We start from the raw sequence: 24,784 nt of genomic DNA on the forward strand, positions 1-24,784 counted from the left end.
CATGCGCAGAACCCCGATCGGGTCCCTGATCGCAGTTCTCGTCGCCGTCGCGATCGTCGGCTGGCTCGTGCTGCGCGCCCTCGAGGCGCGCAGCGTGTACCTGCCGGTCGTGCCGTGGCTGGTCGACGTGGCGATCCTCGCGCTGGCCGGCGCCGTGTTCTGGTCGGGCTGGACCGTGCGGTCGTACCAGAAGGGCAAGCGGCCGTCGCTCGACGGGCTCCGGGCCGCGCGGACGCTCGTCCTGGCCAAGGCCGCCGCGCTGACGGGTGCGCTGCTCGGCGGCTGGTACCTGGCGCAGGTCCTGGTGGTGCTGGGAGACCTTGCCATCGAGCCCCGGCGCGACCGTGCAGTGGCCGCCGGTATCGCGGTGCTGTGCTCGGTGGGGCTCTCCGTGGTGGGTCTGGTCGTGGAGAAGTTCTGCGAGCTGCCGCCGTCCGACAAGGACCGTGCCAGCTCCGACGAAGGCGAGTCTCCGGCCCCGGCCTGACGTAACGGTGTCGAGGGCTTGCCCTCTGCGGAACAATGGCCATCATGACCAGCCCCTTCGAACCGCACGACGTGACCTGGAGCCGCGTGTCCCCGCGTCTCGTGACGGCCATGTTGGTGCCGGCCACCATCACCCTCGGCATACCCGCGATCGTCGGCGTAGTGCTCGCCGTGACGGTCAGTCCCTGGTTCTGGCTCCTCGCAGGCATCCCTGCCCTGTTCCTGGTGTGGTCGATCCTCCTGGTGCCGCGCCAGGTCAGGGCCATCGGCTACGCCGAGCGCGACAACGATCTCCTGATCCGCAAGGGCGTCATGTTCAGGTCGATGGTCGTGGTGCCGTACGGCCGCATGCAGTACGTGGACGTCGAGGCGGGCCCCCTGGACCGCAAGCTGGGCCTGGCGAAGGTCCAGCTCCACACGGCGTCCGTCGGTACGGACGCCCAGATCCCTGGTCTGCCGCCGGACGAGGCGGCGCGCCTGCGCGACCGTCTTGCGTCCCGTGGTGAGGCCCGTCTGGCGGGGCTGTGAGCACGCCCGAGGGCGGCCTCGACAAGATCGACCAGCGCGGCGCGGCCGCCGGCCGGCAGGACGGCTCCGGCCAGCCCGAGGCCGAGGACCTGGACTGGCGGCGCGTGCACCCGGTCACGCCACTGGTCCGGGGCTGGGCGGTGGTCGGTGCGGCCATCGTGATCCTCGGCCAGCAGAGCCTCGACGGCGGGCCGCGCGGCGGCCTCATCGCCCTCATCTCCAGCGAGTACTGGTGGACCCTCTTCGTCGCGCTCGCCGCCATCGCGCTGGTGGGGTGGGGCTACTCGGTGCTGGCCTGGCGCATGACCACCTACGCCATCGGCGAGGAGACCGTGCACCTGCGGCGCGGCATCCTGTTCCGCCAGCAGCGGCACGCCCGCCTGGACCGGCTCCAGTCGGTGGACATCCGGCAGCCCCTCGTGGCGCGCTTCTTCGGCCTGTGCGAGCTCACCCTGGAGACCGCGGGCGGCACCGACTCCGGCATCGCCATCGGTTTCCTCAAAGGGTCCGACGCCGACGAGCTCCGCGCCGAGCTCCTCGCCCGCGCGGCGGGCCTCAAGGTGGCCAGGACCGGCTCGGCCGCCCGCACCCAGCCGGTGCCGGGTGCGGTGACCGCTCCGGCCGGGACCGCTCCGCAGGGCGAGGCCTCCGACGTCGGCCCGCACGACGCGACCCAGGATGCCGCCGCACCCGCAGAAGGGCCGGAGGCGTCGCCGTACGGACCGACGGCACCGGTGAGCCTCGAGGCGCCCCAGGTCCCGGTGCTCAGCGTGCCACTGGGCCGGCTGATCGCCTCGGTCGTGCGGTCGGGGGCCATGATCACGCTGGTGCTGTGGGCACTGGCCGTGCTGGTCGTCATGATCGCCACCGGCGAGTTCGCCGTCATGTCCGCGTCGCTGCCCGCGGTCCTGGGCGCCGGCGGCTACCTGTTCGGCCGTCTCACGGGCGAGTTCGACTTCCGCGTGGCCATCTCGCCCGACGGCGTCCGGCTGCGGCACGGGATGCTGGAGACGCGCTCCCAGACCATCCCGCCCGGCCGCGTGCAGGCGGTACGCCTCGTGCAGAGCGTGCTGTGGCGCGGGCGCGACTGGTGGCGGGTGCAGGTGAACGTCGCGGGCTACGGCGGCGAGAGCGAGGAGAAGAACAGCGTGCTCCTGCCGGTCGGCACCCGTGAGGAGGCGCTGACGGTGCTGTCCCTGGTGCTGCCCGACCTGGGCGTCGACGAGCCGCGCCGGATCCTCGACGCGGGGCTGGACGGCGACTCCCGGACCGAGAGCTCGTACGTCACGGCATCCCGGCGGACGCGCATACTGGATCCGGTGGCCTGGCGTCGCAACGGGTTCGCCGTGACCGGTCGCGCCCTCCTGATGCGCCGGGGCCGCATGGTGAAGATCCTCGACGTGGTGCCGCACGAGCGGACGCAGTCGCTGGGCCTGAGCCAGGGCCCGTGGCAGCGCAGGCTGGGTGTCGCGTCGTTCCAGGTGCACTCCACGCAGGGTCCGGTGCAGCCTGAGGTGCCGCACCTCGACGCCGCCGACGCCGCGCAGCTCATGGCCGAGCAGGCCATGCGGGCCCGCACGGCGCGTGCGGCCGCCGGTCCGGAACGATGGATGGAGAGACAGAGTGAGTGACCGGTGATGTCCCGTGACTGAATCCGCAGATCCGGGCCGACGGCCCGGCAGGCTCGGCGTCGGTGTGGTCGGCGCAGGACGCGTCGGTGCCGTGCTCGGCAGCGCCCTGCGCGCCGCGGGCCACGCCGTCGTCGGCGCGAGCGGGATCTCCGAGGACTCCCGGGAGCGCATCGACATGCTCCTGCCGGGCGTCCCCAACCTTGAGGTGCCCGACGTCGTCGAGCGCGCCGAGCTCGTGCTCCTCGCGGTGCCCGACGACGCCCTGGGCCCCCTGGTCGCAGGCCTCGCCGAGACCGGGGCGTGGCAGCCCGGCCAGCTCGCGATCCACACGTCGGGCCGCTACGGGACCTCCGTCCTGGAGCCCGCCCGCCTGGGCGGCGCGATCCCGCTCGCGGTGCATCCCGCGATGACGTTCTCGGGTACGTCGCTCGACCTGGCCCGCCTGGAAGGCTGCACGTTCGCCGTGACCGGCCCGGCGCCGGTGCTGCCGATCGGGCAGGCGCTGGTGGTCGAGATCGGCGGCGAGCCCGTGATCGTCGACGAGCAGCTCCGCGGGCTGTACCACGCGGGCCTCTCGCACGGCGCGAACCACCTGGTGGTGCTCGTCGCGCAGGCCGCACAGGCGCTGGAGGCCGCGGGCATCGAGGCGCCCGGCAGGGTGCTGGCACCGCTGCTCACGGCGGCGCTGGAGTCGGCCACGCGGTCGGCCGACGCGCGTGACGGTATGGGGCCCGGGGCCATCGCCGCACTCACCGGGCCGGTCTCGCGGGGCGACGTCGGTACCGTGCGCCGCCACCTGACCGAGCTCAGCGCACTCGCCGCCGCGAGCGGCGCCACCGACGTGCCGGACAGCTACACAGAGCTCGCCCGCGGGGCCACCCGCCGCGCGCTCGCGAGCCACCGCATCAACGACTCCACCGCACAGAACCTGCTGGACGCGCTGGACAGTGCGACGGGAGAGTCGCGCGCAGAAAGGAACACGCAGTGAGCACCGAGGCCATCACCCCGACCGACACCCCGCTCGGCGCCCAGACCAGCACGGGGTCCACGCGGCGCACGCCGCTCGTGGTCCGCACCCGCTCCGAGCTGCGGGACGCGCAGATGCGCTGGGCGATCGCGGGCCCGCTGGAGCCGTCCGGGCTCGACGCCGAACCCGGCAGGCGAGCGGTGGTCATGACCATGGGCGCGCTGCACGACGGGCACCTGGAGCTCGTGCGCCGGGCGCGCGCGGAGGCCGGCCCGAACGGCCAGGTCATCGTCACGATCTTCGTGAACCCGCTGCAGTTCGGCGCGGGCGAGGACCTGGAGACCTACCCGCGTGACCTGGACGGCGACGTCGCCAAGCTCGCCGGCGTCGGGGCCGACCTCGTCTTCGCGCCGACGCCCGACGTCGTCTACCCGGACGGCGACCCCGTGGTGCGGGTCTCCGCCGGGCGCATCGGCGACGTGCTGGAGGGTGAGCACCGCCCCGGGCACCTCGACGGGGTGCTGACCGTGGTGCTCAAGCTGATGCACCTGGTGCGGCCCGACGTCGCGCTGTTCGGCGAGAAGGACGCCCAGCAGCTGCTCGCGGTGCGCCGCATGGTGCGCGACCTGGAGGTGTCGGTAGAGGTGGTGGGCGTGCCGACGGTGCGCGAGGGCGACGGCCTCGCGATGTCCTCGCGCAACGCCTACCTGTCCGCCGACGAGCGCGAGCGGGCCCTGGCGCTGTCGCGCGCGCTGGGGGCGGGCGCGGCGGCCGCCGGCCGCGGAGCGGCGGGTGTGATCAACGCCGCCCGCCAGGTGCTGGACGAGGCCGACGGCGTCGTGATCGACTACCTCGCGCTCGTCGATCCGGTGACCGTGGACGCGGTGACCGACGACTTCTCCGGCCATGCGCTGCTGCTCGTGGCCGCACGGGTGGGTACCACCCGCCTGATCGACAACCAGGCCGTCGAGGTCTCGCCAGACCAGAGGTAACGCCATGAGCTCCACCGAGCACCGCCCGCCCGTCGGCCGCCCCGCATCGTTGCAGCGGCCGATGATGATCGCGAAGATCCACCGCGCCACCGTGACGCAGGCGGACCTGCACTACGTCGGGTCCATCACCGTCGACGCCGACCTGCTCGACGCCGCCGACCTGATCCCCGGCCAGCAGGTCGACGTCGTCGACGTGACCAACGGGGCCCGGCTGACCACCTACGTGATCCCCGGCGAGCCGGGCTCGGGCCAGATCTGCATCAACGGCGCCGCCGCTCACCTGGTCAGCCCGGGCGACGTCGTCATCCTGATCGCGTACGGCATGCTCTCGGACCACGACGCGCGGACCTTCCTGCCGAACGTCGTGTTCGTCGACGAGCAGAACCGCATCGTCGAGCTGAGCGACGAGCCCGGGCTCGTACCCGACGGGTACGGCCTGGAGGAGAGCGGCCTGCCGATCGAGCCCTTCCAGCAGGCCGGCCTGGTGCGCACGGCGTCGGGCCGAGCGTGAGCGGCGCTGCCGGACCTGGACCGCGCCTCTTCCGCTCCCTCGCCGCCCCGGCCCCCGGCTGGACCGCGGAGGCCGACGCGATAGTCGTCGGCTCCGGCATCGCCGGGCTGACGGCGGCGCTCGAGCTGCGCACGCACGTACCGCGGGTGCTGCTCGTGACGAAGGGCCGCCTCCTGTCGGGGTCGACGGTGTGGGCGCAGGGCGGGATCGCCGCCGCGCTCGACCCGTCGGACTCGCCGGAGGCGCACCTCGCGGACACGCTCGCGGCGGGCGGCGGCCTGTCGGACCCGGACGCGGTGCAGGTGCTGGTCACCGAGGGTCCGGAGCGCGTGCGCGAGCTCGTGGCGCGCGGCGCGGTCTTCGACAAGGCGGCCGACGGCGACATCGCGCTCACCCGCGAGGGCGGCCACCGCGCCGACCGGATCGCGCACGCGGGCGGGGACGCCACCGGCGCCGAGATCTCCCGGGCGCTCGTGGCGCAGATCGAGGCGGTCCGGCACGACCCGGGCATCGAGGTCGTGGAGAACGCCTTGGTGCTGGACGTGCTGACCACCGTGGACGGCCGGGCGTGCGGCGTGACCCTGCACGTGCGGGGCGAGGGCTCGCGGGACGGCGTCGGCGCGGTACTGGCTCCCGCCGTCGTGCTGGCGACCGGCGGGATCGGGCAGGTGTTCCGGTCCTCCACCAACCCTGCGGGCGCGACGGGCGACGGCATCGCCGCGGCGCTCCGGGCCGGCGCGGTGCTGGGCGACCTGGAGTTCGTCCAGTTCCACCCGACGGTCCTGTGGCTGGGTACCGGCGCGAAGGGCCAGGTGCCCCTCATCTCGGAGGCCGTGCGCGGCGAGGGCGCCCTCCTGCTCGACATCGACGGGCACCGGTTCATGCCCGCGGTGCACGAGATGGCGGAGCTGGCGCCGCGGGACGTCGTCGCGCACGCCATAGTGCGGCAGATGGCCGCGACCGGGGCCGACAACGTGCTGCTCGACGCCCGCCACCTGGGCCGCGAGTTCCTGCGGACGCGGTTCCCGACGATCAACGCGCGGCTGCTGGAGGCCGGCATCGACTGGTCCGAGGAGCCGGTACCCGTGGCGCCCGCCCAGCATTACCACTCGGGCGGCGTCGTGACCGACCTCGACGGGCGGTCCTCGGTGGACGGGTTGTACGCGGTCGGCGAGGTGGCGTGCACCGGCGTGCACGGGGCGAACCGGCTCGCGTCGAACTCGCTGCTCGAGGGCCTGGTGTTCGCCTTCCGCGCGGCGCGCGACGTCGCTGCCCGGTTCGACGCCGGCGAGCTCAAGCCGGGAGAGCCCGCCGAGCGTTCCGGCGGATCAGGGCTGGTCGCGGCCGCCGCCCGGTCACGGATCCAGAAGGTGACGTCCGCCGGGTCCGGGGTGATCCGGTCGGCGCGCTCGCTCGCCGAGGTCGACGAGCGGCTCGCCGCCGTCCGCGCCGACGCGCACCTGGCGGCCGAGGTCGTGGCCGAACCTCAGGCCGCCGAGTGGGAGACCACCAACGTCTACCAGGTGGCCCGCGCCCTGACCCGGGCGGCCACGCTGCGCGAGGAGACCCGTGGCGGCCACTACCGCACGGACTTCCCGAAGCCGGAGGAGGCGTGGAAGCGCCGGGTCGAGATCTGGCTGGACGACGACGGGGTGTTGCAGGCCCGCTGACCGGTCCGGGTTCGAAGGTGGCAGCGACTTCGGTCGCTTGCACGCGGCCCCGCGGTGAGATCGGTCGGTTGCCTTGAGATCGGTCATTTAATGGACCGATCTCAAGGTAAGCGACCGAAGTCGTGAGCGCGGGCGAGCAACTGACCGAACTCGGCCACGACGTCGTGGCCGGTCAGCGCCTGACGTAGCCGATCGGCTCGCCCGCCGTGATCTGGGTGCCTTCCGCTGTCGTGTGCTCCAGGGTTCCCGCCGACTCCGCGACGAGCTGCGACTCCATCTTCATCGCCTCGACGACGGCGACGGGCTGGCCGTCGGCAACGGTCTCGCCGTCGGCCACCAGCCAGCGGACCAGGGTGCCGGGCATCGCGGGGAGGAGCGGTACCCGTCCGTCGCCCGTCTCAGAGCCTGACGCCGGTGGCGCGGCCTGCGCCGTCGTGCCGGCGGGCAGCCCGGAGCCTGCGAACCCGATGCCGCCCGGCGTGCGCACCTTGTGCCGCTTCCCGTCGATCTCGACCCACGTCTCCACGACCCCGGGCTCGACGACCGGCGCGGCGAGCGCTTGCGGGTCCAGCGCGGCGAGGAGCTCGGTCTCTATCCACTGGGTGTGGACGGCGAAGCCGGGCCCGCCCGAACCGCCGCCCGACCCCGTGAACGCCGGGTCGGCCAGGACCGCGCGGTGGAACGGCAGCACCGTCGGCACGCCTTCGACCACGGCCTCGGCCGCGGCCCGCCGCGCCCGCGCGAGCGCGGCCTCCCGGGTGGGGCCCCACACGACGATCTTGGCGAACAGCGAGTCGAACTCGCCGGGGATCACCGACCCGGACTCCACCCCGGCGTCGACCCGGACGCCCGGACCGGAGGGCGGCACGAACCGGTCGATGCGTCCGGGGCCCGGCAGGAAGCCGCGCGCCGGGTCCTCGGCGTTGAGCCGCAGCTCGACGGCGTGGCCGCGCGGGGTGGGGTCCTCCGTCACGGACAGCGGCAGGCCGCTCGCGACGCGGAGCTGTTCGACGACGAGGTCCAGCCCCGTGGTCTCCTCCGTGACGGGGTGCTCGACCTGGAGCCGGGTGTTGACCTCCAGGAACGACAGGGTGCCGTCCGCGCCGAGCAGGAACTCGACGGTTCCCGCGCCGCGGTACCCGGCGGCGGCGCACAGATCCCGCGCGGACTCGTGGATCCGCTTGCGCACCGCGGGGTCGAGGAACGGCGCGGGCGCCTCCTCGACCAGCTTCTGGTTGCGCCGCTGCAGCGAGCAGTCCCGCGTGCCCGCCACGACCACGTGCCCGTGGTCGTCGGCGATGATCTGCGCCTCCACGTGCCGGGGCCGCTCCAGGAACCGTTCGACGAAGCACTCGCCGCGCCCGAAGGCGGCCTCCGCCTCGCGGCGCGCGGCCTCGAACAGCTCGGGTACCTCCTCCAGGGTCCTGGCCACGCGCATGCCGCGCCCGCCGCCGCCGTGCGCCGCCTTGATGGCGAGCGGCAGGCCGTGCTCCTCGGCGAAGGCGAGCGCCGCGGCGGCGTCGGGCACCGGGCCGTCCGAGCCGGGCACCAGGGGCGCGCCGACCGTCCGGGCCAGGTCGCGGGCGGCGATCTTGTCGCCGAGCAGCTCGATCGTGGCCGATGTGGGTCCGACCCACACGAGCCCCGCCTCCTCGACGGCCCGCGCGGCGGACGCCCGCTCGGAAAGGAAGCCGTAGCCGGGGTGGACGGCGTCCGCGCCCGACCGGCGGGCGACGTCGATCAGCTTCTCGACCGACAGGTACGTCTCGGCGGCGGTGCGGCCGTCCAGGGCCCAGGCCTCGTCGGCGAGGCGGACGTGCGGGGCGTCGGCGTCGCCGTCGGCGTACACGGCGACGGAGCGGATCCCCAGGTCAGCGCATGCACGGACGATACGGACCGCTATCTCGCCCCGGTTCGCGACGAGCACGGTGCGGATCATGGGGTGCCTCCTGGGTGGTTCTGGCCTGGGTGGTTCTGGATGGTGAAGCGGACGCGTGCGCCCGCGGGGAGCTGTCCGGCGAGCGGCACGTGGTCGGCGACGACCGCCCCGACCACCGGGTACCCGCCGGTCAGCGGGTGGTCGGCGAGGAAGAGGACCGGCTGACCGTCCGGCGGAACCTGGATCGCGCCGGTGACGCAGCCCTCGCTCGGCAGCTCGGCGCCCTCGCGTTCGGGGATTCGGACGAGGGGATCGCCGTCCAGACGCAGGCCTATCCGGTTGGAGCGCGGGGTGACCAGCCAGTCCTGGCCGGTCAGCCGCGCGATGGTCGCGGCGTCGAACCAGTCGTCGCGCGGCCCCAGGACTATCGGCAGCACCGTCACCTCGCCGGGTGCGGGCAGGCGATCGTGGCTGTCGGACGACGGCGCCTCTGCCGGGTTCGCCGGGTCCTGGGCGGCTCGCGCGCGGGGTCGTTCGGCTCCGCATGGTTCGACAGTGGAGAGTCCGCGTTCCGGAGCCCCGACGGGAAGGATGTCGCCCGACCCGAGCGGTTCGGGCCCCAGCCCGGCCAGCACGTCCGTGGCGCGACTGCCCAGCACGGGCGGCACGTCGATCCCCCCGCGCACCGCGACGTAGGCGCGCACGCCCCGGGCGGGCGGTGCGAGGCGCAGCTCGTCGCCGTCGTCCAGCGCGAAGGGTTCGCCCGGCAGCGGACGGCGGTCGGGGCGCGGTTCGCCGTCGCCCGGCCGCACCGCGATCTCGCCCACCGCCCCCGTCACCGCGAGCACCTGTGGGCCGTGGGCGCGCAGCCGCAGTCCGCCCACGGACTCGACGACGGCGGCCCCTGACGGATTGCCGACCGCGCGATTGGCCGCCCGCAGGCTAGGCCGGTCCAGCGCACCGGACGCAGAAACCCCGGCCCCCTCGGACCCGGGCCGCCCAAGATCCTGCACCAGCGCCGACACCCCGGCCCCGACCACCTCAAGCCCTCGCGTCCCGCGAAGGTCCGCCGCGACCAAGCGATCGCGCATGGTTTCGACCGGGGAAGCATGCTCAACCGCTTGCTCGTGGCGGACCGTCGCGGCCGCCAGCGCGCGCACCGCCGTGAAGCGGACCTCGTCGCCCGGGAGGAGGAGGGCCGGGCGCTCGCGCGTCACGTCCCACACGGGCGCGTCGGTGCGGCCGAGGAGCTGCCAGCCGCCGGGGCTCTCCCGCGGGTAGACGCCGCTGTACGGCCCGGCCAGCGCGACCGACCCGGCCGGCACCCGGGTGCGTGGAGTCGGTCGCCGGGGGACCACCAGCTCGGGGTCGTCGCTGGTCAGGTAGGCGAAGCCGGGCGCGAACCCGACGAAGCCCACCGTCCAGGCCGCCGCGGTGTGCCGCCGGACCAGCTCCTCGGGGCTCCAGCCCAGCAGGTCGGCCGCCTCGGTGAGGTCGGCGCCGTCGTACAGCACGGGGATCTCGACGGTGCGCGCGGCGGAGGTGGCGCGGCGGTCCAGCGGTCGTCCCCGCAGCTCCGCGGCCAGGGCCGACGCGGACACGGCCGAGGGCCGGAACGGCACCAGCAGCGTCCGCGCGCCGGGCACGGGCACGCCGACGCCCCGCACGGGATCGCTCAGGAGGGACTCGTACAGCGCGACCGCCTGGTCCAGGTCGTCGAGCTCGACCAGGAGAGCGTCGTCGCGGGCGGTCAGTACCCGCATCACGCTGCGGAGCCGCCGCCCGCCGGGGCGAAGGCCGTGAGCTCTATGCCCTCGGCGTCGAACACCTCGCGGATCCGCCGGGCCATGGCGACGGCGCCGGGGGAGTCGCCGTGCACGCACACCGAGTCGGCGCGCACGGCGACGTCGGACCCGTCCACCGCGGTCACGACGCCCTCGGTGACCAGGCGCAGCATGCGGCGGGCGACGTCGTCGGCGTCGTGCAGCACCGCACCGGGCTCACGCCGGGAGACCAGGCGGCCCTCCGGCGTGTAGGCGCGGTCCGCGAACGCCTCGGTGGCGGTCGCGAGCCCCGCCTCGGCCGCCGCGGCGAGGGCCACGCTGCCGGGCAGGCCGAGCAGGACGAGGCCCGGGTCGACCGCGGCGACCGCCGCCGCGACCGCCCGGGCCACCCGCTCGTCCACCTGTGCCGTGTTGTACAGCGCGCCGTGCGGCTTCACGTAGGTGACGACGCCACCCTCGGCGTCGGCCAGGCCGCGGAGCGCGCCGATCTGGTAGGCGACGTCGGCCTCGAGCTCGTCGTCCGGCACGTCCATGTTGCGGCGGCCGAACCCGGCCAGGTCGCGGTATCCGACGTGCGCGCCGATCGTGACGCCACGCGCCACGGCGGAGCGCACGGTGCGGCGGATGGACGCCGGGTCCCCGGCGTGGAAGCCGCAGGCGACGTTGGCGCTGGAGACGATGCCGAGCATCTGCTCGTCGTCGCCGAGGGTCCAGCGGCCGAAGCCCTCCCCGAGGTCGCTGTTCAGGTCGACGGCGCTCATGGTGCGGGTGTCCTTTCGGTGGTGCGAGGTGCCGAGCCAGAGGCTCAGGCGGACAGCAGGTCGAAGATCGGGCCCACCGCGTTGACCGCCATGTACCAGGTGACCACGGCGGCCAGGGTGCCGACCACCAGGAGCCACCGCGGGTAGCGGACGCTGCCCAGCAGCGAGCCGCGGAACCAGCCGATGTACATGAACAGGGTCAGGCCCATGGGCAGGATGAGGCCGTTCACGCCGCCCACGAACACGAGCAGGGTGGCGGGCGCGGTGCCGAGGGCCAGGAAGACCGCCAGCGAGACGACGATGAAGCCCACGGTCCACAGGTCTGCGGTGCGGCCCACGATCTTCGCGGAGAACACGGGCAGGAACGAGACGGACGTGTAGGCGGCGCCGATGACGCTGGTGATCGCGGCGATCCAGAACACCGCGCCGAAGATGCGCAGCCCGGCCTCGCCGGCGGCGGCGGAGAACGCGTCGGCACCGGGGTTGCCCGCGACGTCGAGCACGACGCCGGAGGCGACGACGCCGAGGACCGCCAGGAACAGCACGTACCGCATGACGCCCGTGACGATGATGCCGCTGACGGCGGCCCGGTTGACCTCGCGGATGTGCTCGGGTCCGGCGGTGCCGGAGTCGAGGAGCTTGTGCGCGCCGGCGTACGTGATGTACCCGCCGACGGTGCCGCCCACGATGGTGGTGATGGTCGCGAAGTTGATGGTGTCGGGCAGCACGGTCTGCTTCAGTGCCTCGCCGACGGGCGGGTCGGACAGGATCGCGACGATCACGGTGAGCACGATCATCACCACGCCGGCCACGATGACCACCCGGTCCACGACGGCCCCGGCGCGCTTGGCGAGGAAGATCGCGATGGCGATGACCGCGCTGATGGCCCCGCCGAGGCGGGGGTCGAGGCCGAACAGGGCGTTCAGGCCCAGGCCCGCGCCCGCGGTGTTGCCGATGTTGAAGACGAGCCCGCCGAGCACGATGAGCACGGCCAGCACGTAGCCGCTGCCCGGCAGGGCGTCGTTGGCCAGCACGCTCGCACGCTTGCCGGTCAGCGTGATCATGCGCCAGACGTTCATCTGGACTGCGAGGTCCAGCAGGATCGAGACGAGGATGCCGAACGCGAAGGCGGCACCGAGCTGTTGCGTGAAGGTGGCGGTCTGCGTGATGAAGCCGGGGCCGATGGCGGAGGTCGCCATGAGGAAGAGCGCGCCCAGCAGGGAGCGGCTGCGCGCTGAGGCGAACCGCCTGACTCTGGCGGCCGGTGGGGTCGTCGGCGTCTCTGCCGGCGAAGTGGCGGGCTCGTGGCTCGTGTCGGACATGGCGTCCTCCTGGTCGATGTGTTGAGCCGGATTGTTCAACAGTCAGGATGTTCCTCGTCGGATGTTTCCGCCGCATTGCGGAACATTGTCGATCATGACACGGCTCCAGTGCTCGGGAACAGTCCGGGACACCAGATATTTACGTGGCGAACCCTGTTGGATTGTTCAACGAACCCCTACGGTCGTGACGACCACCTCCGAGGGGAGAAGTGACTTCATCATGTCGAGAATGTTCAGACCACGTACCGCCGTCAGGGTGCGAGCAGGCGCCGTCGCCCTCGCACTGTGTGCTTCCACCGCACTGGCGGCTCCGGTCGCGGCCCAGGCCGCGCCAGGGTCCGGCTCCGGAGCGGGCTGCCTCGATCCGAGCCGCCAGCTCTCGGTCGAGGAGAGCCGCCTGGCGGCCCGCCTGCCCGACGCCGCCGACCCGACCGTCCCCGCCGAGAAGACCTATGCCCGCACCGTCATCGAGGGCGGCGGGTTCGGCGGATACACGGCAGCCCTCACGGCGGCCCTGTGCCGCACGCGCACGCCGGACGCCGCGACCGCGCTGGTCGAGCGCTCGGGTGAGGCCCTGTGGGACGCCGCCGTCCGCCGGGCCCAGAGCGACGGCCACGTGCGCGGTGACCTGCCCGCGAGCGACGACCGGCCGCTGTACTGGACCCGCGTCGAGGCCATGTCGGTGCTGCGCCAGTGGGCGCCGCGCGGCGGCCTCACCCACGCCGAGCGGGCCGACCTGATCGAGACGTTCGACAAGGCCGCGCGCGGCATGTTCGACATCGACCTGCCGCCCGGCGACGACGTCCTGCGCGTGATCGTCAGCGGGTTCGACGTCTACACGCTCGACGGCGGCACGACCTCCTCGGCGCCGGGCACCGTCGGCAACAACATCCGGCACGGCAACCCGTCCGGCGCGACGGCGCTCTCGCTGGACGGCACCACCTACCGCACCGACGACGGCACGCTCGCCCACGTCGAGGCGTACACGCTGCCGGTGAGCTACCCGGAGTTCGAGCGGGGCTACCTCGAGGACACCGTCGGGCCGTTCATGGAGCCCGGGCCGCGCCAGGTCGACGCGTCGATCACCGTGAGCCAGGCCGGCGGGTCGCAGTTCAACCTGGAGCAGTGGAACGCCCGCTACCACGGCACCTTCGCGGGCAACGACCGGGGGCTGCCATGCCCCGCCGTGGGCGGCGTACCGCAGCTCGCGATCAACAACCCGGGGTGCAACATCCAGGTCGTCGACCGCTGGGGCGGCGGCGACGGGCTCACGGACCCGCCGCAGTGGACCACGGCGAGCCTGCCGATCGCGGAGATGATCGCCGCCGACACCGGGGCCGACGTCCCGCGCCCGCCGGGCGACACCTGGCCCGACCCGTCGGTGGCCTTCGGCGTCGTCTGGAACACCAGCTACACGCAGTTCCCCGACTGCGCGTCGCCCGTGCGCCAGACCTTCAACAGCCCGCCGTCCGTCACCTACCCGCCCGCGACACCGCCGGTACCGCCGGCCGACGGCTCGTGCTCGTACAGCGGGGGTGGTGGCAACTACCTCTCGAACGAGAGCGCCTACCGCAACACGCTGCTGCGTGACCGCGCCGGGCTCGACATCCCGGCCGGGCACATCCACACCCCGGACATGCAGCACTTCGAGACCACCTTCGCGGTAAGCGACCCAACCTTCGACGCCTGGCGCACGTCGATAGCCGCCCAGTCCCGCAACCTGATCCAGTCGGTCCTGGACACGGTCGACTAACCCAGGATCGCCGAAGTAGAGCGCTTGTCCGCCCCACAGCCGGACCAAACCGGCAAACAAGGCGGACAAGCGCTCTACTTCGGCGAATCCGTAGGATGAGTGCGTGACGACGGATCGGGCAGAGCGGAGTGCGGACGCCATCCGCGAGCTGATCGTCACGGGGCGGCTGACGCCCGGGCAGCGGCTCTCGGAGCAGGCGGTCAGCGAGACGCTCGACGTCTCCCGCAACACCCTGCGCGAGGCCTTCCGCATCCTGGTCCACGAGGGCCTCCTGGTCCGCCGCCCCAACGCGGGCGTCGCCGTGGCCCGTCCCACCCTCGCCGACGTCGTCGACATCTACCGGGTCCGGCGGCTCATCGAGGTCCCGGCGCTCGCGGCGGGCGATCCCGCACATCCCGGCGCCCGCACCATGCGCGACGCCGTCGACGCGGCCCTCGCCGCCCGGCTCGGCGGCGACTGGCGCGACATCGCCGCGGCGAACATGCGGTTCCACTCGGGGATCGTCTCTCTCGCGAGCAGCCCGCGTCTCGACCGCGTGCACGCGAACCTCTCCGCCGAGCTCCGCCTGTCGTTCGGCCTGCTGGGCGAGAACGGCGCGTTCTTCGACGGTTTCGTCGACCGGAACGCGAGCCTCCTGCGCCGGTTCCTGTCGGGCGACGCCGACGGCGCGGCGGCCGACCTCAACCGGTACCTCACGGACTCGGAGCGCATGCTCCAGGACATCGTCGACGGCGCGGGGGTGCCCGGCGCGGCGGATACGGTGAGCCCGTGAGCACTCTCCCCGTCTTCGGCACCCCCAGCACGGTCAACCCGGGGCTCGACGCCGCCTGGGTCGCCCGGACCGTGCGCATCGCCCTCGACGAGGACCTCGGGCCCGCTCCGGGCCGTGACGTGACCTCGCAGGCGACCATCCCGCCGTCGGCCACCGGGGTTGCCGAGCTGGTGGCGCGCGCGGACGGCGTCGTCGCGGGCCTCGTGGTGGTGCGGGAGGTCCTCGACCAGGTGGCGTCCCGCCTGGGCCTGGCGAGCCCGCGCGCCACGTTCCACGCGCAGGACGGCGACGCCGTCACCGCCGGCCAGGTCCTGGCGATGCTGGAGGGCCCCACCCAGGTGCTGCTGGTCGCCGAGCGGACCCTGCTCAACCTGGCGAGCCGCGCCTCCGGCGTCGCGACGGCGACCCGCGCCTTCGCCCGGGAGCTGGCGGGCACGGGCGCGCAGGTCCTCGACACCCGCAAGACGACGCCCGGCCTGCGTGCCCTGGAGAAGTACGCGGTGCGCGCCGGCGGCGGCACGAACAAGCGCATGGGCCTGTACGACGTCGCCATGGTCAAGGACAACCACGTGGTCGCCGCCGGGTCGGTCGCCGCCGCGGTCGCCGCCGTCCGCGAGAGGTTCCCGGACGTGCAGATCCAGGTGGAGGCCGACACGACCGACCAGGCCCTGGAGGCCCTGGCCTCGGGCGCGGACTTCCTGCTGCTGGACAACATGGAGCCGGCGCTGCTCGCCGAGACCGTGGCCGCCGTCCGCGAGCGGGAGGGGCACGACGGCGTCCCCGCGCACGTCGAGCTCGAGGCGACCGGCAACCTGACGCTCGAGAAGGCGCAGAAGGTCGCGGCCACGGGTGTGGACTTCCTCTCGGTGGGAGCCCTCACGCACAGCGCCCCCATCCTGGACCTGGCCCTGGACCTCCGCCACTGACTTCCTGTCGTTGAGTGCGGGATATTCGCCCCTCAGGTGTGGCCAACCGGGCGAAAATCCCGCACTCAGCGGGTGATCGGCACCGATAGAATCGGGTCCGTGAGCCAGAACCCCGCTGCCGAGAACGCCGCGACCCCGCCGACCGACGACCTGCCCGAGCAGCTGCGGATCCGGCGCGAGAAGCGGGAGCGCCTCCTGGCACAAGGCACGGAGGCGTACCCCGTCAGCGTCCCGGTCACGCACACCATCTCCGAGGTCCGCGCGACGTACGGCCACCTCGAGGCCGGCCAGGAGACCGACGACCTCGTGGGCATCGCCGGCCGGGTGGTCTTCGTCCGCATCGGCGGCAAGCTCTGCTTCGTCACGCTGCAGGACGGCGAGGGCAACCGCCTCCAGGGCATGCTGAGCCTCGCCGTGCTCGGCGAGGAGGCGCTCGCCGCCTTCAAGACCGACGTCGACCTGGGCGACCACCTCTTCCTGCACGGCCGCGTCGGCGCGTCGCGACGGGGCGAGCTGAGCGTCTTCGCCGACGAGTGGCAGATGGCGGCCAAGTCGCTGCGCCCGCTCCCGGTGCTGCACAAGGACCTGTCCGAGGAGGCGCGCGTCCGGCAGCGCTACGTGGACCTCATCGCGCGCCCCGCCGCGCGCGACATGGTGCGCCTGCGCGCCGGCGTGGTGCGGTCCCTGCGTGAGAACTTCCACCGCCGCAGCTTTCTCGAGGTCGAGACGCCGATGCTGCAGACCATTGCGTCCGGCGCGTCCGCGCGGCCTTTCTCGACGCACATGAATGCGTACGACCTGGACCTCTTCCTGCGTATCGCGCCGGAGATCTTCCTCAAGAAGGCAGTCGTCGGCGGCGTCGAGAAGGTCTTCGAGATCAACCGGAACTTCCGGAACGAGGGCGCCGACTCGTCGCACTCGCCCGAGTTCGCGATGCTCGAGGCGTACGAGGCCTACGGCGATTACAACACCATCGGCGCACTCACCAAGGATCTGGTGCAGACGGCCGCACAGGACGTTCTCGGCACCACGCTCGTGACCCTTCCTGACGACTCCGAGTACGAGCTCGGCGGGGAATGGGCAAACCTGCGTATGTACGACTCGCTCTCCGAAAGCCTGGGCGAGGAGATCACGGCCGACACGTCGGTGGAGGAGCTCGAGAAGATCGCGGGGCGTCTTGATGTCGAGGTCGGCAACAAGAAGATCCTGAATCACGGAAAGCTCGTCGAGACGCTCTGGGAGCACCGGGTGGGCGACCACCTGTCCGCACCGACGTTCGTGCGCGACTTTCCCGTGGAGACGTCGCCGCTCACGCGGGACCACCGCACGGAAAAGGGACAGGTCGAGAAGTGGGACCTGTACATCCGTGGCTTCGAGCTGGCTACCGGCTATTCAGAGCTGGTCGACCCGGTGATCCAGCGGCAGCGCTTCGAGGCGCAGGCCAGGATGGCCGCGGCCGGCGACGCCGAGGCGATGCTGCTCGACGAGGATTTCCTGACCGCGATGGAATTCGCGATGCCCCCTTCGGGCGGAATGGGCATGGGCATCGACCGTCTGCTCATGGCTCTGACCGGTCAGGGCATCCGCGAGACCATCCTTTTCCCGCTGGTGAAGCCGCAGGCCTGAGGAATTCGAACCACCCGATGAGTTTGTGAGGATCTTGTGATGGATACGACACTTGCGGTGCTCGCGGGGCTGACGCCCTCGGTGGGCGTCGGCCTGTTGTTCTGGTTTGCCATGCGCAAGATCCTTCGCGCGGACCGTCACGAACGAGAGGCCCTCGAGCGAATGGATCGCGAGGGCATGGTGGCGGCAGCAGAAAACACGGAGAATTCCCCTTCGCGCTGATCCGCGCGGCCGAGGTTATCCCTGGTGGCCTTCCGGATCAAAATCCACGCAGTTCAACTGCGCCGGGTGAAGTTTTGGTGATCGGTGTCACACGACCATTATTGACATGTCAATATTGAGTGCGGCATGCTCACGAACTAACCCCGGAAATTGTGGCTCGAAGGGAAGTACCCGCATGGTTCAGAAGGTTCAGCTTGTTCTCGAAGATGACATCGATGGCGGTGCCGCCGACGAGACCGTGAACTTCGGCCTCGACGGCGTCTCCTACGAGATCGACCTCAATGCCAAGCACGCGGCCGAGCTGCGTGACGCGCTCGCTTCGTGGGTCGGCCACGCACGCAAGGTGAAGTCGCCGGTCGCGCGCGCTGCCGGCACCACGCGTCGGTCGCGTTCGGGCAGCGACACGGCGGCGGTCCGCGAATGGGCCAAGGTCAACGGCTACACCGTCAGCGACCGTGGCCGCATCGCGGCAGAGGTCCAGGAGGCATACGCGAAGGCCAACGGCTGACGCGTCGCCTGCACGACGGCATATTGCGCCCCGGCGCCCCTGAACGGGGCGGCCGGGGCGTCGTGCATCTCCGGCGGGAGCACGGGCGAAACGTCATTAGGCTGGCTGCATGAGCACCCCTACCGCTGCTGCCCTGTGGATCGGCACCTACCCGAAGGCCGAGACCGAGCCGGGGACCGGTGAGGGCATCTGGCGCGTCGGTATCGGCCCGGGCGGAAAGTTCGCCGGTGGCGAGCTCGTCGCAGAGGTCCCTTCGCCGTCGTTCCTCGCGCTCCACCCGTCGGGGCGCACGCTCCTGGCGGTGGGCGAGGCCGGGCCCGGCAGGCTCACCTCCTTCCACGTGTCCGACGCCGGCGCGCTCACGCCCGCGGCCACTGTCACCTCGGGCGGTTCGGGCCCGTGCCACGTCGTGGCCACCGACTCCGCCGCCTGGGTGGCCAACTACGGTGACGGCGTCGCCGCCGTCGTGCCGCTCGACGCCGACGGCGCTCTTGGCGAGCCGCGCACGTTCCCGCACGAGGGGACCGGTCCGGTCGCGGACCGGCAGGAGGGCCCGCACGCGCACTTCGTGCACGTGTGGGGGGACCGTGTCCTCGTGTCCGACCTCGGCACCGACGAGCTGCGCACCTACCCGCTCGACGGGTCGGGAGCGGACGGCGAACCGTCGGGCACCGTCGCCGCCGTCCTGCCGCCGGGCACGGGCCCGCGCCACCTCGTGGAGCTCGCCGACGGCACGATCCTCGTCGCGGGCGAGCTGGACTGCCGGCTGCACGTCCTGGTCCCCGCCGGCCCCGGTCGCCTCGAGCACGTCGGCTCGGTGGCCATCACCGCGCGCACCACGCCCGACGGCGCCGCGGGCTACCCCTCGCACATCACCGTCGCCGGCGACCTGGTGCACGTGGGCGTGCGCGGCCCGGACGTCCTGTCGGTGCTCCGCATCCACGACGCGGCCGCGACGACGGAGGGCTTCGACGACGCCGTGCCGGGCGCCGTCGGGCACCTGGTCGTCGAGAACGTCGCCGACGTCGACCTCGGCGCGGGCGCCTGGCCGCGCCACCACGCGGTCCTGGCCGACGGCGGCATCGTGGTGGTGGCCGCGCAGCTCACCGACGAGCTGATCGCCGTCCGGCTCGACCGCGCGTCGGGCAAGGGCGAGATCACGGACCGACTGGAGCTGCCCGTGCCTGCGTGCGTCCTGGAGGCATGATGCGGGACAGCCTGCCTCCCGGCCTCGGCGAGACCGGCGCGAACCGCCCGCTGCGGGTCGCGATGGTCTCCGTGCACACATCGCCGTTGGAGCAGCCCGGGACGGGCGACGCGGGCGGCATGAACGTGTACGTGCTGGAGCTGTCCCGGGCGCTCGCCCGGCGCGGGGCGCAGGTTGAGATCTACACGCGCGCGACGACGTCCGCCCAGCCCAAGGTGACCGACGCCGAACCGGGGATCCGCGTCATCCACGTCTCGGCCGGGCCGTACGAGGGGCTGGACAAGAACGACCTGCCCGGCCAGCTGTGCGCGTTCGCGGCGGGCGTGCTGCGCGCCGAGGCGCACCGGCCGGAGGGCTGGTACGACGTGCTGCACACGCACTACTGGCTCTCGGGCCAGGTCGGCTGGCTCGCCGCCGAGCGCTGGGACGTCCCGCTGGTGCACACCATGCACACCATGGCGCGCGTGAAGAACGCCTCCCTCGCACCGGGGGACGCCCCCGAACCGCACGGCCGGATCATCGGGGAGGAGCAGGTGGTCGCGGAGTCCGACGTCCTCGTCGCGAACACCGAGCAGGAGGCGACCGACCTGGTGCGCGACTACCGCGCCGACCCCGGCCGGGTGCGCGTGGTGCAGCCCGGCGTGGACCTCGGCGTGTTCTCCCCGCCGCCCGACGTGGCCGGGGGAGACCCGGCGGAGCGGGACCGCCGTCGGGCCGCGCAACGGGCCGGGCTGCGGGAGCGCCTCGCGCTACCGGTGGACCGGAAGATCGTGCTGTTCGCGGGGCGCGTGCAGCTGCTCAAGGGCCCCGACGTGCTGGTCCGGGCACTGGGGGAGCGGGTATGGGAGGAGGGCGACGGCCAGCCGCCCCTGCTCGTAGTCCTGGGCGGGGCGTCGGGCAGGCCGACGGCCGTCCGCGAGCTCGAGGCGCTCGCCTACCAGGAAGGGGTGGCCGCCCACGTGCTCGTGCGGCCCCCGGTGCCGCAGCAGGTGCTCGCCGACTACTTCCGGGCCGCGGACGTGGTGGCCGTGCCGTCGCACAGCGAGTCGTTCGGCCTCGTCGCGGCGGAGGCGCAGGCGACGGGCACCCCGGTCGTCGCGGCCGCGGTGGGCGGGCTGCGCACGGTGGTCGAGGACGGCGTCTCGGGGGTCCTCGTACCCGACCACGAGCCCGAGAGCTGGGCGCTGGTCCTCAAGAGCCTCCTGGACGACGACGCGCTCCGTGCCCGCCTGGCCGTGGGCGCTCGCGCCTCCTCGACGAGGTTCGGCTGGGACCGCGCCGCCGACGAGATCCTGGACGTCTACGAGCAGGCGCGCAAGCACCACGCGACAAGACAACCGACCCTGGCGAGATAGAACTCTGGCGAGGAGGTCTCGACAAGCTCGACCACCGGTGGTCGAACTTGTCGAGACCTCCTCGCCAGAGGCGTGCTCGAGGTCAGCGGCCCTGGTTGGCCACCGCGGCGATCGCGTCCTTCGCGGCCTCCGGGTCCAGGTAGGTGCCACCCGGCTTCACCGGGGCGAGGGTCTCCTCGTCCAGCTCGTACACCAGCGGGATACCCGTCGGGATGTTCAGCCCGGCGATCGCCTCGTCCGAGACGCCGTCGAGGTGCTTCACGAGCGCGCGCAGCGAGTTGCCGTGCGCGGCGACCAGCACCGTCTTGCCGGCCTTCAGGTCGGGCACGATCTCGCTCTCCCAGTACGGCAGGGCGCGCTCGAGCACGAGGTTGAGGGCCTCCGTGCGGATGACGGGGGCGTCGGCGTAGCGCGGGTCGGCGTCCTGGCTGAACTCGGAGCCCAGCTCGATCTCCGGCGGCGGCACGTCGTAGGAGCGGCGCCACAGCATGAACTGCTCCTCGCCGAACTCGGCGAGCGTCTGCTTCTTGTCCTTGCCCTGCAGCGCGCCGTAGTGGCGCTCGTTGAGGCGCCAGCTGCGCTTGACCGGGATCCAGTGCCGGTCGGCGACGTCGAGCGCCAGGTTCGCCGTCATGATCGCGCGGCGCAGCAGGGAGGTGTGCAGGATGTCCGGGTTCACGCCGGCCTCCTTGAGGAGCGCGCCACCGCGCTTGGCCTCCTCCACGCCCTTCTCGGAGAGGGCGACGTCCACCCAGCCGGTGAACAGGTTCTTGGCGTTCCACTCGCTCTCGCCGTGGCGGAGCAGCACGAGGGTGTAGGTCATGGTTCCCATCCTGCCATCGGCGCGGAGACAGTTGTTGCCGCCTCCACACCGTGGAAGCGGCAACAACGTGTACGACGGCAGAGCGGGCGCGAGCCCTACGCCTCCGGGAAGTCGCCGGTGACGAGGAACGTCACGCGGCGGGCGACCGACACGCCGTGGTCGCCGAACCGCTCGTAGTAGCGGCCGACCAGGGTCACGTCGACCGACTCCTGGACGGTGCCCTGCCACTCGGGCGCCAGGAGCAGGTTGAACGTCTCCTGGTGCAGCGCGTCGATGATGTCGTCGTCCCGCTCGAGCGCCTCGGCCACCGTGAGGTCGCGGGTCGCGAGCAGCTTGGTGGTGCGCTGGGCCACGCGGACGGCGGCCTCGTGCATCTTCGCGAAGGTGTCCCGCGCCTCCGGCACGATCGCCTGCGCCGGGTAGCGCCCGCGCGCCACCTGGGCCACGTGCCGGGCGAGGTCGCCCATCCGCTCCAGGGAGGCGCTCATCCGCAGGGCGCTCACGACCACCCGCAGGTCGGTCGCGACGGGCGCCTGCTGCGCGAGCAGGTGGATGCACCGCTCGTCGAGGGAGTCCTCGATGGCGTCGATGGTCTTGTCGGAGGCGATCACCTCCTGTGCCAGCTGGAGGTCGGCCTCCAACAGCGCCGTCCCGGCACGGGTGATGGCGGACTCGACGAGCCTGCTCATCTCGGTCAGGTCGTCTCCGACCTGCTGGAGCTCAGCTTCGAAGATCTGTCGCATCGGTTTCCTCTCGCACTCGGGGCGCACGGGCGGTTACGCGTCCGCTGTCGCGCCGCCGAGGAGGGCGGGGCAGGGCTGACGCGCGGCCGGGCCGCCCGTCCGGACAAGTCCCGAACGGCGCACGGCACAGCTACCGCCCGCACCCGCCAAGGTTCGGCGCCGCGATGTACCGGGAGGTTAACGCTCTTCCTCCCTGACATGAACAGTAGGCGACACGATCGTCCGAGCGCCCACCGACGTCGTCCTGCGGTTGAAACGTCGACCTACCCTGGAGGCGTGGACGGAATCATCTCCGGGGTACCGGTGCTGGCCGCCGGAATCTTCGGCGTGATCGTCGGCGTGGTTGCCACAGTGGCATTCCGCGTCTCCGAGCGGCAGCAGCACGCCCTTGCCCAGGCCGAACCCGACGAGCTCGACGCTGGTCTCGTCCGTGTGCTCTCCGTGCTGCGCTCCGCCGCCGTCGTGCTCGACGGCGAGGACGAGGTCATCCGCGCGTCGCCGCCCGCCTACGCGCTGGGCGTGGTGCGCAACGACGCCCTGGTGCACCCAGCGATCACCGATCTCGTGGCCCTCGTGCGGCGTGACGGCGTGATCCGCGAGCAGGAGCTGGAGCTGCCCCGCGGCCCGGTGGGCCAGGGCACGGTGCTCCTGCAGGTGCGCGTGGCTCCGCTGGGCCTCGAACGGGTGCTGGTGCTCGCCGAGGACCGCACGGAGGCGCGCCGCGTCGAGGCGATCCGCCGCGACTTCGTCGTCAACGTGTCCCACGAGCTCAAGACGCCGGTGGGCGCGCTGGCGCTGCTGGCCGAGACCGTGGCCGACGCCGCGGACGACCCGGTCGCCGTCCGCCGGTTCACCGAACGGATGCAGCGCGAGGCGGTCCGGCTGTCCGCCCTGGTGCAGGAGATCATCGAGCTGTCGCGCCTGCAGGGCGCCGGCGCGATGCCGAAGCTGACCCCCGTCCCGATCCGCGAGGTGGTGGAGGAGGCCGTCGACCGGGCCCGCACCACCGCGCACTCCAAGAACATCGCCATCACCATGGGCGGCGACCTGGACACCGAGGTCTACGGCGACCACAACCTCCTGGTCACCGCGGTCCGCAACCTCGTGGACAACGCCGTCGCCTACTCCGGGCCCGCCAGCCGCGTGGGCGTGGGGGTCAACGAGCGGGCCGGCCTGGTCGAGATCGCCGTGGTGGACCAGGGCGTCGGCATCGCCGAGGACGCGCAGGACCGGGTCTTCGAACGCTTCTACCGCGTGGATCCGGCGCGCTCACGCGACACCGGTGGCACCGGACTCGGGTTGAGTATCGTCAAGCACGTCGCCGCCGACCACGGGGGCGACGTCACGATGTGGTCGGAGCCCGGTCGGGGCTCCACCTTCACCCTGCGCATCCCGTCCGCGGACCGGCCCGACGCCGGGAACCGTGGTGCCCCGCGCAAGGACGCGGAACAGGATGCGGAACAGCAGGACGAGCAGAGCCGGCAGGGTCAGCACAAGGCCACGGACGACGTGGCCGCCAAGAACGAGGAGGTAGGCGCGTGACGCGCATCCTGGTGGTCGAGGACGAGGAGTCGTACCGGGATCCGCTGACGTACCAGCTGACCCGCGAGGGCTTCGAGGTGATCGAGGCCGCCGACGGCCACTCGGCGCTGGCCGCGTACGACGCGGAGGGGGCGGACCTGGTGCTTCTCGACCTGATGCTGCCCGGGCTGTCCGGCACCGAGGTGTGCCGGGAGCTGCGGTCGCGCGGTGACGTGCCGGTGATCATGCTGACGGCGAAGGACTCGGAGATCGACAAGGTGGTCGGCCTGGAGCTCGGCGCCGACGACTACGTGACCAAGCCGTACTCCTACCGCGAGCTCCTGGCCCGGGTGCGGGCCGTGCTCCGCCGCCGGCAGCCCAACGACTCGGCCGACCACGACGAGGACGGCGTCCTCGAGGTCGGGCCGGTCCGGATGGACGTGGAGCGGCACACCGTCACCGTGTCCGGGGAGCTGGTGGCCCTGCCGCTCAAGGAGTTCGACCTGCTCGAGCTGCTGATGCGGAACGCGGGCCGGGTGCTGACCCGTGGCCAGCTCATCGACCGGGTCTGGGGCGCCGACTACGTGGGCGACACCAAGACCCTCGACGTCCACGTGAAGCGCATCCGGTCGAAGATCGAGCCCGACCCGGGTACGCCCAAGCACCTCCTCACGGTGCGTGGCCTGGGCTACAAGCTGGCCGACGACGAGGCGTGAGCCGCACGGGCGTGCGGCCGTCGGTGTCGCACGTCACCGGGTGATCGGGAGTCTGGTCACCTTCCGTTCACCTGACGTTTG

Annotated in this window: 23 protein-coding genes; 17 read left to right on the forward strand and 6 right to left on the reverse strand. The window is 72.7% G+C overall.

The window, feature by feature from the left end:
• Position 1 precedes the first annotated feature (1 nt).
• Genes ACNYC2_RS01080 through ACNYC2_RS01110 form a run of 7 tightly spaced genes read left to right on the forward strand, consistent with a single transcriptional unit; the run spans position 2 to position 6,785 of the window.
• A complete protein-coding gene (locus ACNYC2_RS01080) occupies positions 2-487 on the forward strand; it encodes a DUF3180 domain-containing protein (RefSeq protein WP_377140226.1) in 486 nt (161 codons plus the stop codon).
• A 35-nt stretch (positions 488-522) separates the two neighbouring features.
• A complete protein-coding gene (locus ACNYC2_RS01085) occupies positions 523-1,014 on the forward strand; it encodes a PH domain-containing protein (RefSeq protein WP_419705283.1) in 492 nt (163 codons plus the stop codon).
• Entirely contained in the window at positions 1,011-2,645 is a 1,635-nt protein-coding gene (locus ACNYC2_RS01090) for a PH domain-containing protein (RefSeq protein WP_419705284.1), read from the forward strand. Before ACNYC2_RS01085 ends, ACNYC2_RS01090 begins: the two co-directional genes overlap by 4 nt.
• Before the next feature lie 13 nt (positions 2,646-2,658).
• Positions 2,659-3,633: a Rossmann-like and DUF2520 domain-containing protein gene (locus ACNYC2_RS01095; protein WP_419705285.1), complete on the forward strand. Its 975-nt coding sequence runs from the start codon at positions 2,659-2,661 to the stop codon at positions 3,631-3,633.
• Positions 3,630-4,604 (forward strand): pantoate--beta-alanine ligase, encoded by a 975-nt coding sequence (panC, locus tag ACNYC2_RS01100; RefSeq protein WP_419705286.1) that lies wholly within the window; start codon positions 3,630-3,632, stop codon positions 4,602-4,604. The genes ACNYC2_RS01095 and panC overlap by 4 nt, the downstream gene beginning before the upstream one ends.
• 4 nt (positions 4,605-4,608) lie before the next feature.
• The gene (gene panD / locus ACNYC2_RS01105) at positions 4,609-5,115 is read left to right on the forward strand and encodes an aspartate 1-decarboxylase (protein ID WP_419705287.1); all 507 of its coding nucleotides are present in this window, start codon (positions 4,609-4,611) and stop codon (positions 5,113-5,115) included.
• Positions 5,112-6,785 (forward strand): L-aspartate oxidase, encoded by a 1,674-nt coding sequence (locus ACNYC2_RS01110; RefSeq protein ID WP_419705288.1) that lies wholly within the window; start codon positions 5,112-5,114, stop codon positions 6,783-6,785. The genes panD and ACNYC2_RS01110 overlap by 4 nt, the downstream gene beginning before the upstream one ends.
• A 172-nt stretch (positions 6,786-6,957) precedes the next feature.
• On the opposite strand, the gene ACNYC2_RS01115 is transcribed toward ACNYC2_RS01110, so the two are convergent.
• Genes ACNYC2_RS01115 through ACNYC2_RS01130 form a run of 4 tightly spaced genes read right to left on the reverse strand, consistent with a single transcriptional unit; the run spans position 6,958 to position 12,531 of the window.
• Positions 6,958-8,724 carry an acetyl/propionyl/methylcrotonyl-CoA carboxylase subunit alpha gene (locus ACNYC2_RS01115; protein WP_419705289.1) on the reverse strand — a complete coding sequence of 589 codons (1,767 nt, stop codon included), beginning with the start codon at positions 8,722-8,724 and terminating at the stop codon, positions 6,958-6,960.
• Positions 8,721-10,427, reverse strand: a complete 1,707-nt coding sequence (locus tag ACNYC2_RS01120) for a carboxyltransferase domain-containing protein (protein WP_419707751.1) — start codon at positions 10,425-10,427, stop codon at positions 8,721-8,723. The genes ACNYC2_RS01115 and ACNYC2_RS01120 overlap by 4 nt, the downstream gene beginning before the upstream one ends.
• Positions 10,427-11,209, reverse strand: coding sequence for a LamB/YcsF family protein (locus ACNYC2_RS01125; protein ID WP_419705290.1), 783 nt, complete (start codon positions 11,207-11,209; stop codon positions 10,427-10,429). The genes ACNYC2_RS01120 and ACNYC2_RS01125 overlap by 1 nt, the downstream gene beginning before the upstream one ends.
• Before the next feature lie 44 nt (positions 11,210-11,253).
• Complete coding sequence (locus tag ACNYC2_RS01130; RefSeq protein ID WP_419705291.1) at positions 11,254-12,531, reverse strand: NRAMP family divalent metal transporter; 1,278 nt, start codon at positions 12,529-12,531, stop codon at positions 11,254-11,256.
• A gap of 229 nt (positions 12,532-12,760) precedes the next feature.
• Between ACNYC2_RS01130 and ACNYC2_RS01135 the strand changes: the two genes are divergently transcribed.
• The 8 genes from ACNYC2_RS01135 (at position 12,761) to mshA (ending at position 20,900) form a co-directional block, all read left to right on the forward strand.
• Positions 12,761-14,284: a hypothetical protein gene (locus tag ACNYC2_RS01135; RefSeq protein ID WP_419705292.1), complete on the forward strand. Its 1,524-nt coding sequence runs from the start codon at positions 12,761-12,763 to the stop codon at positions 14,282-14,284.
• Positions 14,285-14,387: 103 nt separating this feature from the next.
• Positions 14,388-15,056, forward strand: a complete 669-nt coding sequence (locus tag ACNYC2_RS01140; RefSeq protein WP_419705293.1) for a GntR family transcriptional regulator — start codon at positions 14,388-14,390, stop codon at positions 15,054-15,056.
• On the forward strand, positions 15,053-15,982 hold the full coding sequence (nadC, locus tag ACNYC2_RS01145; protein ID WP_419705294.1) for a carboxylating nicotinate-nucleotide diphosphorylase: 930 nt from the start codon (positions 15,053-15,055) through the stop codon (positions 15,980-15,982). The genes ACNYC2_RS01140 and nadC overlap by 4 nt, the downstream gene beginning before the upstream one ends.
• A 99-nt stretch (positions 15,983-16,081) precedes the next feature.
• Positions 16,082-17,608 carry a lysine--tRNA ligase gene (lysS, locus tag ACNYC2_RS01150; RefSeq protein WP_419705295.1) on the forward strand — a complete coding sequence of 509 codons (1,527 nt, stop codon included), beginning with the start codon at positions 16,082-16,084 and terminating at the stop codon, positions 17,606-17,608.
• Between the two features lie 39 nt (positions 17,609-17,647).
• Entirely contained in the window at positions 17,648-17,830 is a 183-nt protein-coding gene (locus ACNYC2_RS01155) for a hypothetical protein (protein WP_116677027.1), read from the forward strand.
• A gap of 175 nt (positions 17,831-18,005) precedes the next feature.
• Positions 18,006-18,338 carry a histone-like nucleoid-structuring protein Lsr2 gene (locus ACNYC2_RS01160; RefSeq protein WP_419705296.1) on the forward strand — a complete coding sequence of 111 codons (333 nt, stop codon included), beginning with the start codon at positions 18,006-18,008 and terminating at the stop codon, positions 18,336-18,338.
• Between the two features lie 109 nt (positions 18,339-18,447).
• A complete protein-coding gene (locus ACNYC2_RS01165; protein ID WP_419705297.1) occupies positions 18,448-19,545 on the forward strand; it encodes a lactonase family protein in 1,098 nt (365 codons plus the stop codon).
• Positions 19,545-20,900 carry a D-inositol-3-phosphate glycosyltransferase gene (gene mshA / locus ACNYC2_RS01170; protein WP_419707752.1) on the forward strand — a complete coding sequence of 452 codons (1,356 nt, stop codon included), beginning with the start codon at positions 19,545-19,547 and terminating at the stop codon, positions 20,898-20,900. The genes ACNYC2_RS01165 and mshA overlap by 1 nt, the downstream gene beginning before the upstream one ends.
• Positions 20,901-20,982: 82 nt before the next feature.
• Here the strand turns inward: mshA and ACNYC2_RS01175 are convergent, their stop codons facing one another.
• Positions 20,983-21,723, reverse strand: a complete 741-nt coding sequence (locus ACNYC2_RS01175; protein WP_377140273.1) for a phosphoglyceromutase — start codon at positions 21,721-21,723, stop codon at positions 20,983-20,985.
• A 95-nt stretch (positions 21,724-21,818) separates the two neighbouring features.
• Positions 21,819-22,466, reverse strand: coding sequence for a phosphate signaling complex protein PhoU (phoU, locus tag ACNYC2_RS01180; protein ID WP_419705298.1), 648 nt, complete (start codon positions 22,464-22,466; stop codon positions 21,819-21,821).
• Between the two features lie 276 nt (positions 22,467-22,742).
• Here phoU and ACNYC2_RS01185 point away from each other — a divergent pair, with 276 nt between their 5' ends.
• Positions 22,743-24,008: a sensor histidine kinase gene (locus ACNYC2_RS01185; protein WP_419705299.1), complete on the forward strand. Its 1,266-nt coding sequence runs from the start codon at positions 22,743-22,745 to the stop codon at positions 24,006-24,008.
• Positions 24,005-24,703 carry a response regulator transcription factor gene (locus ACNYC2_RS01190; protein WP_419705300.1) on the forward strand — a complete coding sequence of 233 codons (699 nt, stop codon included), beginning with the start codon at positions 24,005-24,007 and terminating at the stop codon, positions 24,701-24,703. The genes ACNYC2_RS01185 and ACNYC2_RS01190 overlap by 4 nt, the downstream gene beginning before the upstream one ends.
• The last annotated feature ends 81 nt before the right edge of the window (positions 24,704-24,784 follow it).

Source organism: Promicromonospora sp. NFX87 (assembly GCF_048564965.1).
GTDB lineage: Bacteria > Actinomycetota > Actinomycetes > Actinomycetales > Cellulomonadaceae > Promicromonospora.

Excerpts from the sequence above, each read along its gene's own strand:
- mshA (WP_419707752.1), top strand. The coding sequence starts at position 19,545 with ATGCGGGACAGCCTGCCTCCCGGCCTCGGCGAGACCGGCGCGAACCGC.
- ACNYC2_RS01165 (WP_419705297.1), top strand. The coding sequence starts at position 18,448 with ATGAGCACCCCTACCGCTGCTGCCCTGTGGATCGGCACCTACCCGAAG.
- ACNYC2_RS01135 (WP_419705292.1), top strand. The coding sequence starts at position 12,761 with ATGTTCAGACCACGTACCGCCGTCAGGGTGCGAGCAGGCGCCGTCGCC.
- ACNYC2_RS01175 (WP_377140273.1), bottom strand. The coding sequence starts at position 21,723 with ATGACCTACACCCTCGTGCTGCTCCGCCACGGCGAGAGCGAGTGGAAC.
- ACNYC2_RS01115 (WP_419705289.1), bottom strand. The coding sequence starts at position 8,724 with ATGATCCGCACCGTGCTCGTCGCGAACCGGGGCGAGATAGCGGTCCGT.
- ACNYC2_RS01085 (WP_419705283.1), top strand. The coding sequence starts at position 523 with ATGGCCATCATGACCAGCCCCTTCGAACCGCACGACGTGACCTGGAGC.
- ACNYC2_RS01160 (WP_419705296.1), top strand. The coding sequence starts at position 18,006 with ATGGTTCAGAAGGTTCAGCTTGTTCTCGAAGATGACATCGATGGCGGT.
- ACNYC2_RS01155 (WP_116677027.1), top strand. The coding sequence starts at position 17,648 with ATGGATACGACACTTGCGGTGCTCGCGGGGCTGACGCCCTCGGTGGGC.
- panD (WP_419705287.1), top strand. The coding sequence starts at position 4,609 with ATGAGCTCCACCGAGCACCGCCCGCCCGTCGGCCGCCCCGCATCGTTG.
- phoU (WP_419705298.1), bottom strand. The coding sequence starts at position 22,466 with ATGCGACAGATCTTCGAAGCTGAGCTCCAGCAGGTCGGAGACGACCTG.
- ACNYC2_RS01120 (WP_419707751.1), bottom strand. The coding sequence starts at position 10,427 with ATGCGGGTACTGACCGCCCGCGACGACGCTCTCCTGGTCGAGCTCGAC.
- ACNYC2_RS01080 (WP_377140226.1), top strand. The coding sequence starts at position 2 with ATGCGCAGAACCCCGATCGGGTCCCTGATCGCAGTTCTCGTCGCCGTC.
- ACNYC2_RS01130 (WP_419705291.1), bottom strand. The coding sequence starts at position 12,531 with ATGTCCGACACGAGCCACGAGCCCGCCACTTCGCCGGCAGAGACGCCG.
- ACNYC2_RS01125 (WP_419705290.1), bottom strand. The coding sequence starts at position 11,209 with ATGAGCGCCGTCGACCTGAACAGCGACCTCGGGGAGGGCTTCGGCCGC.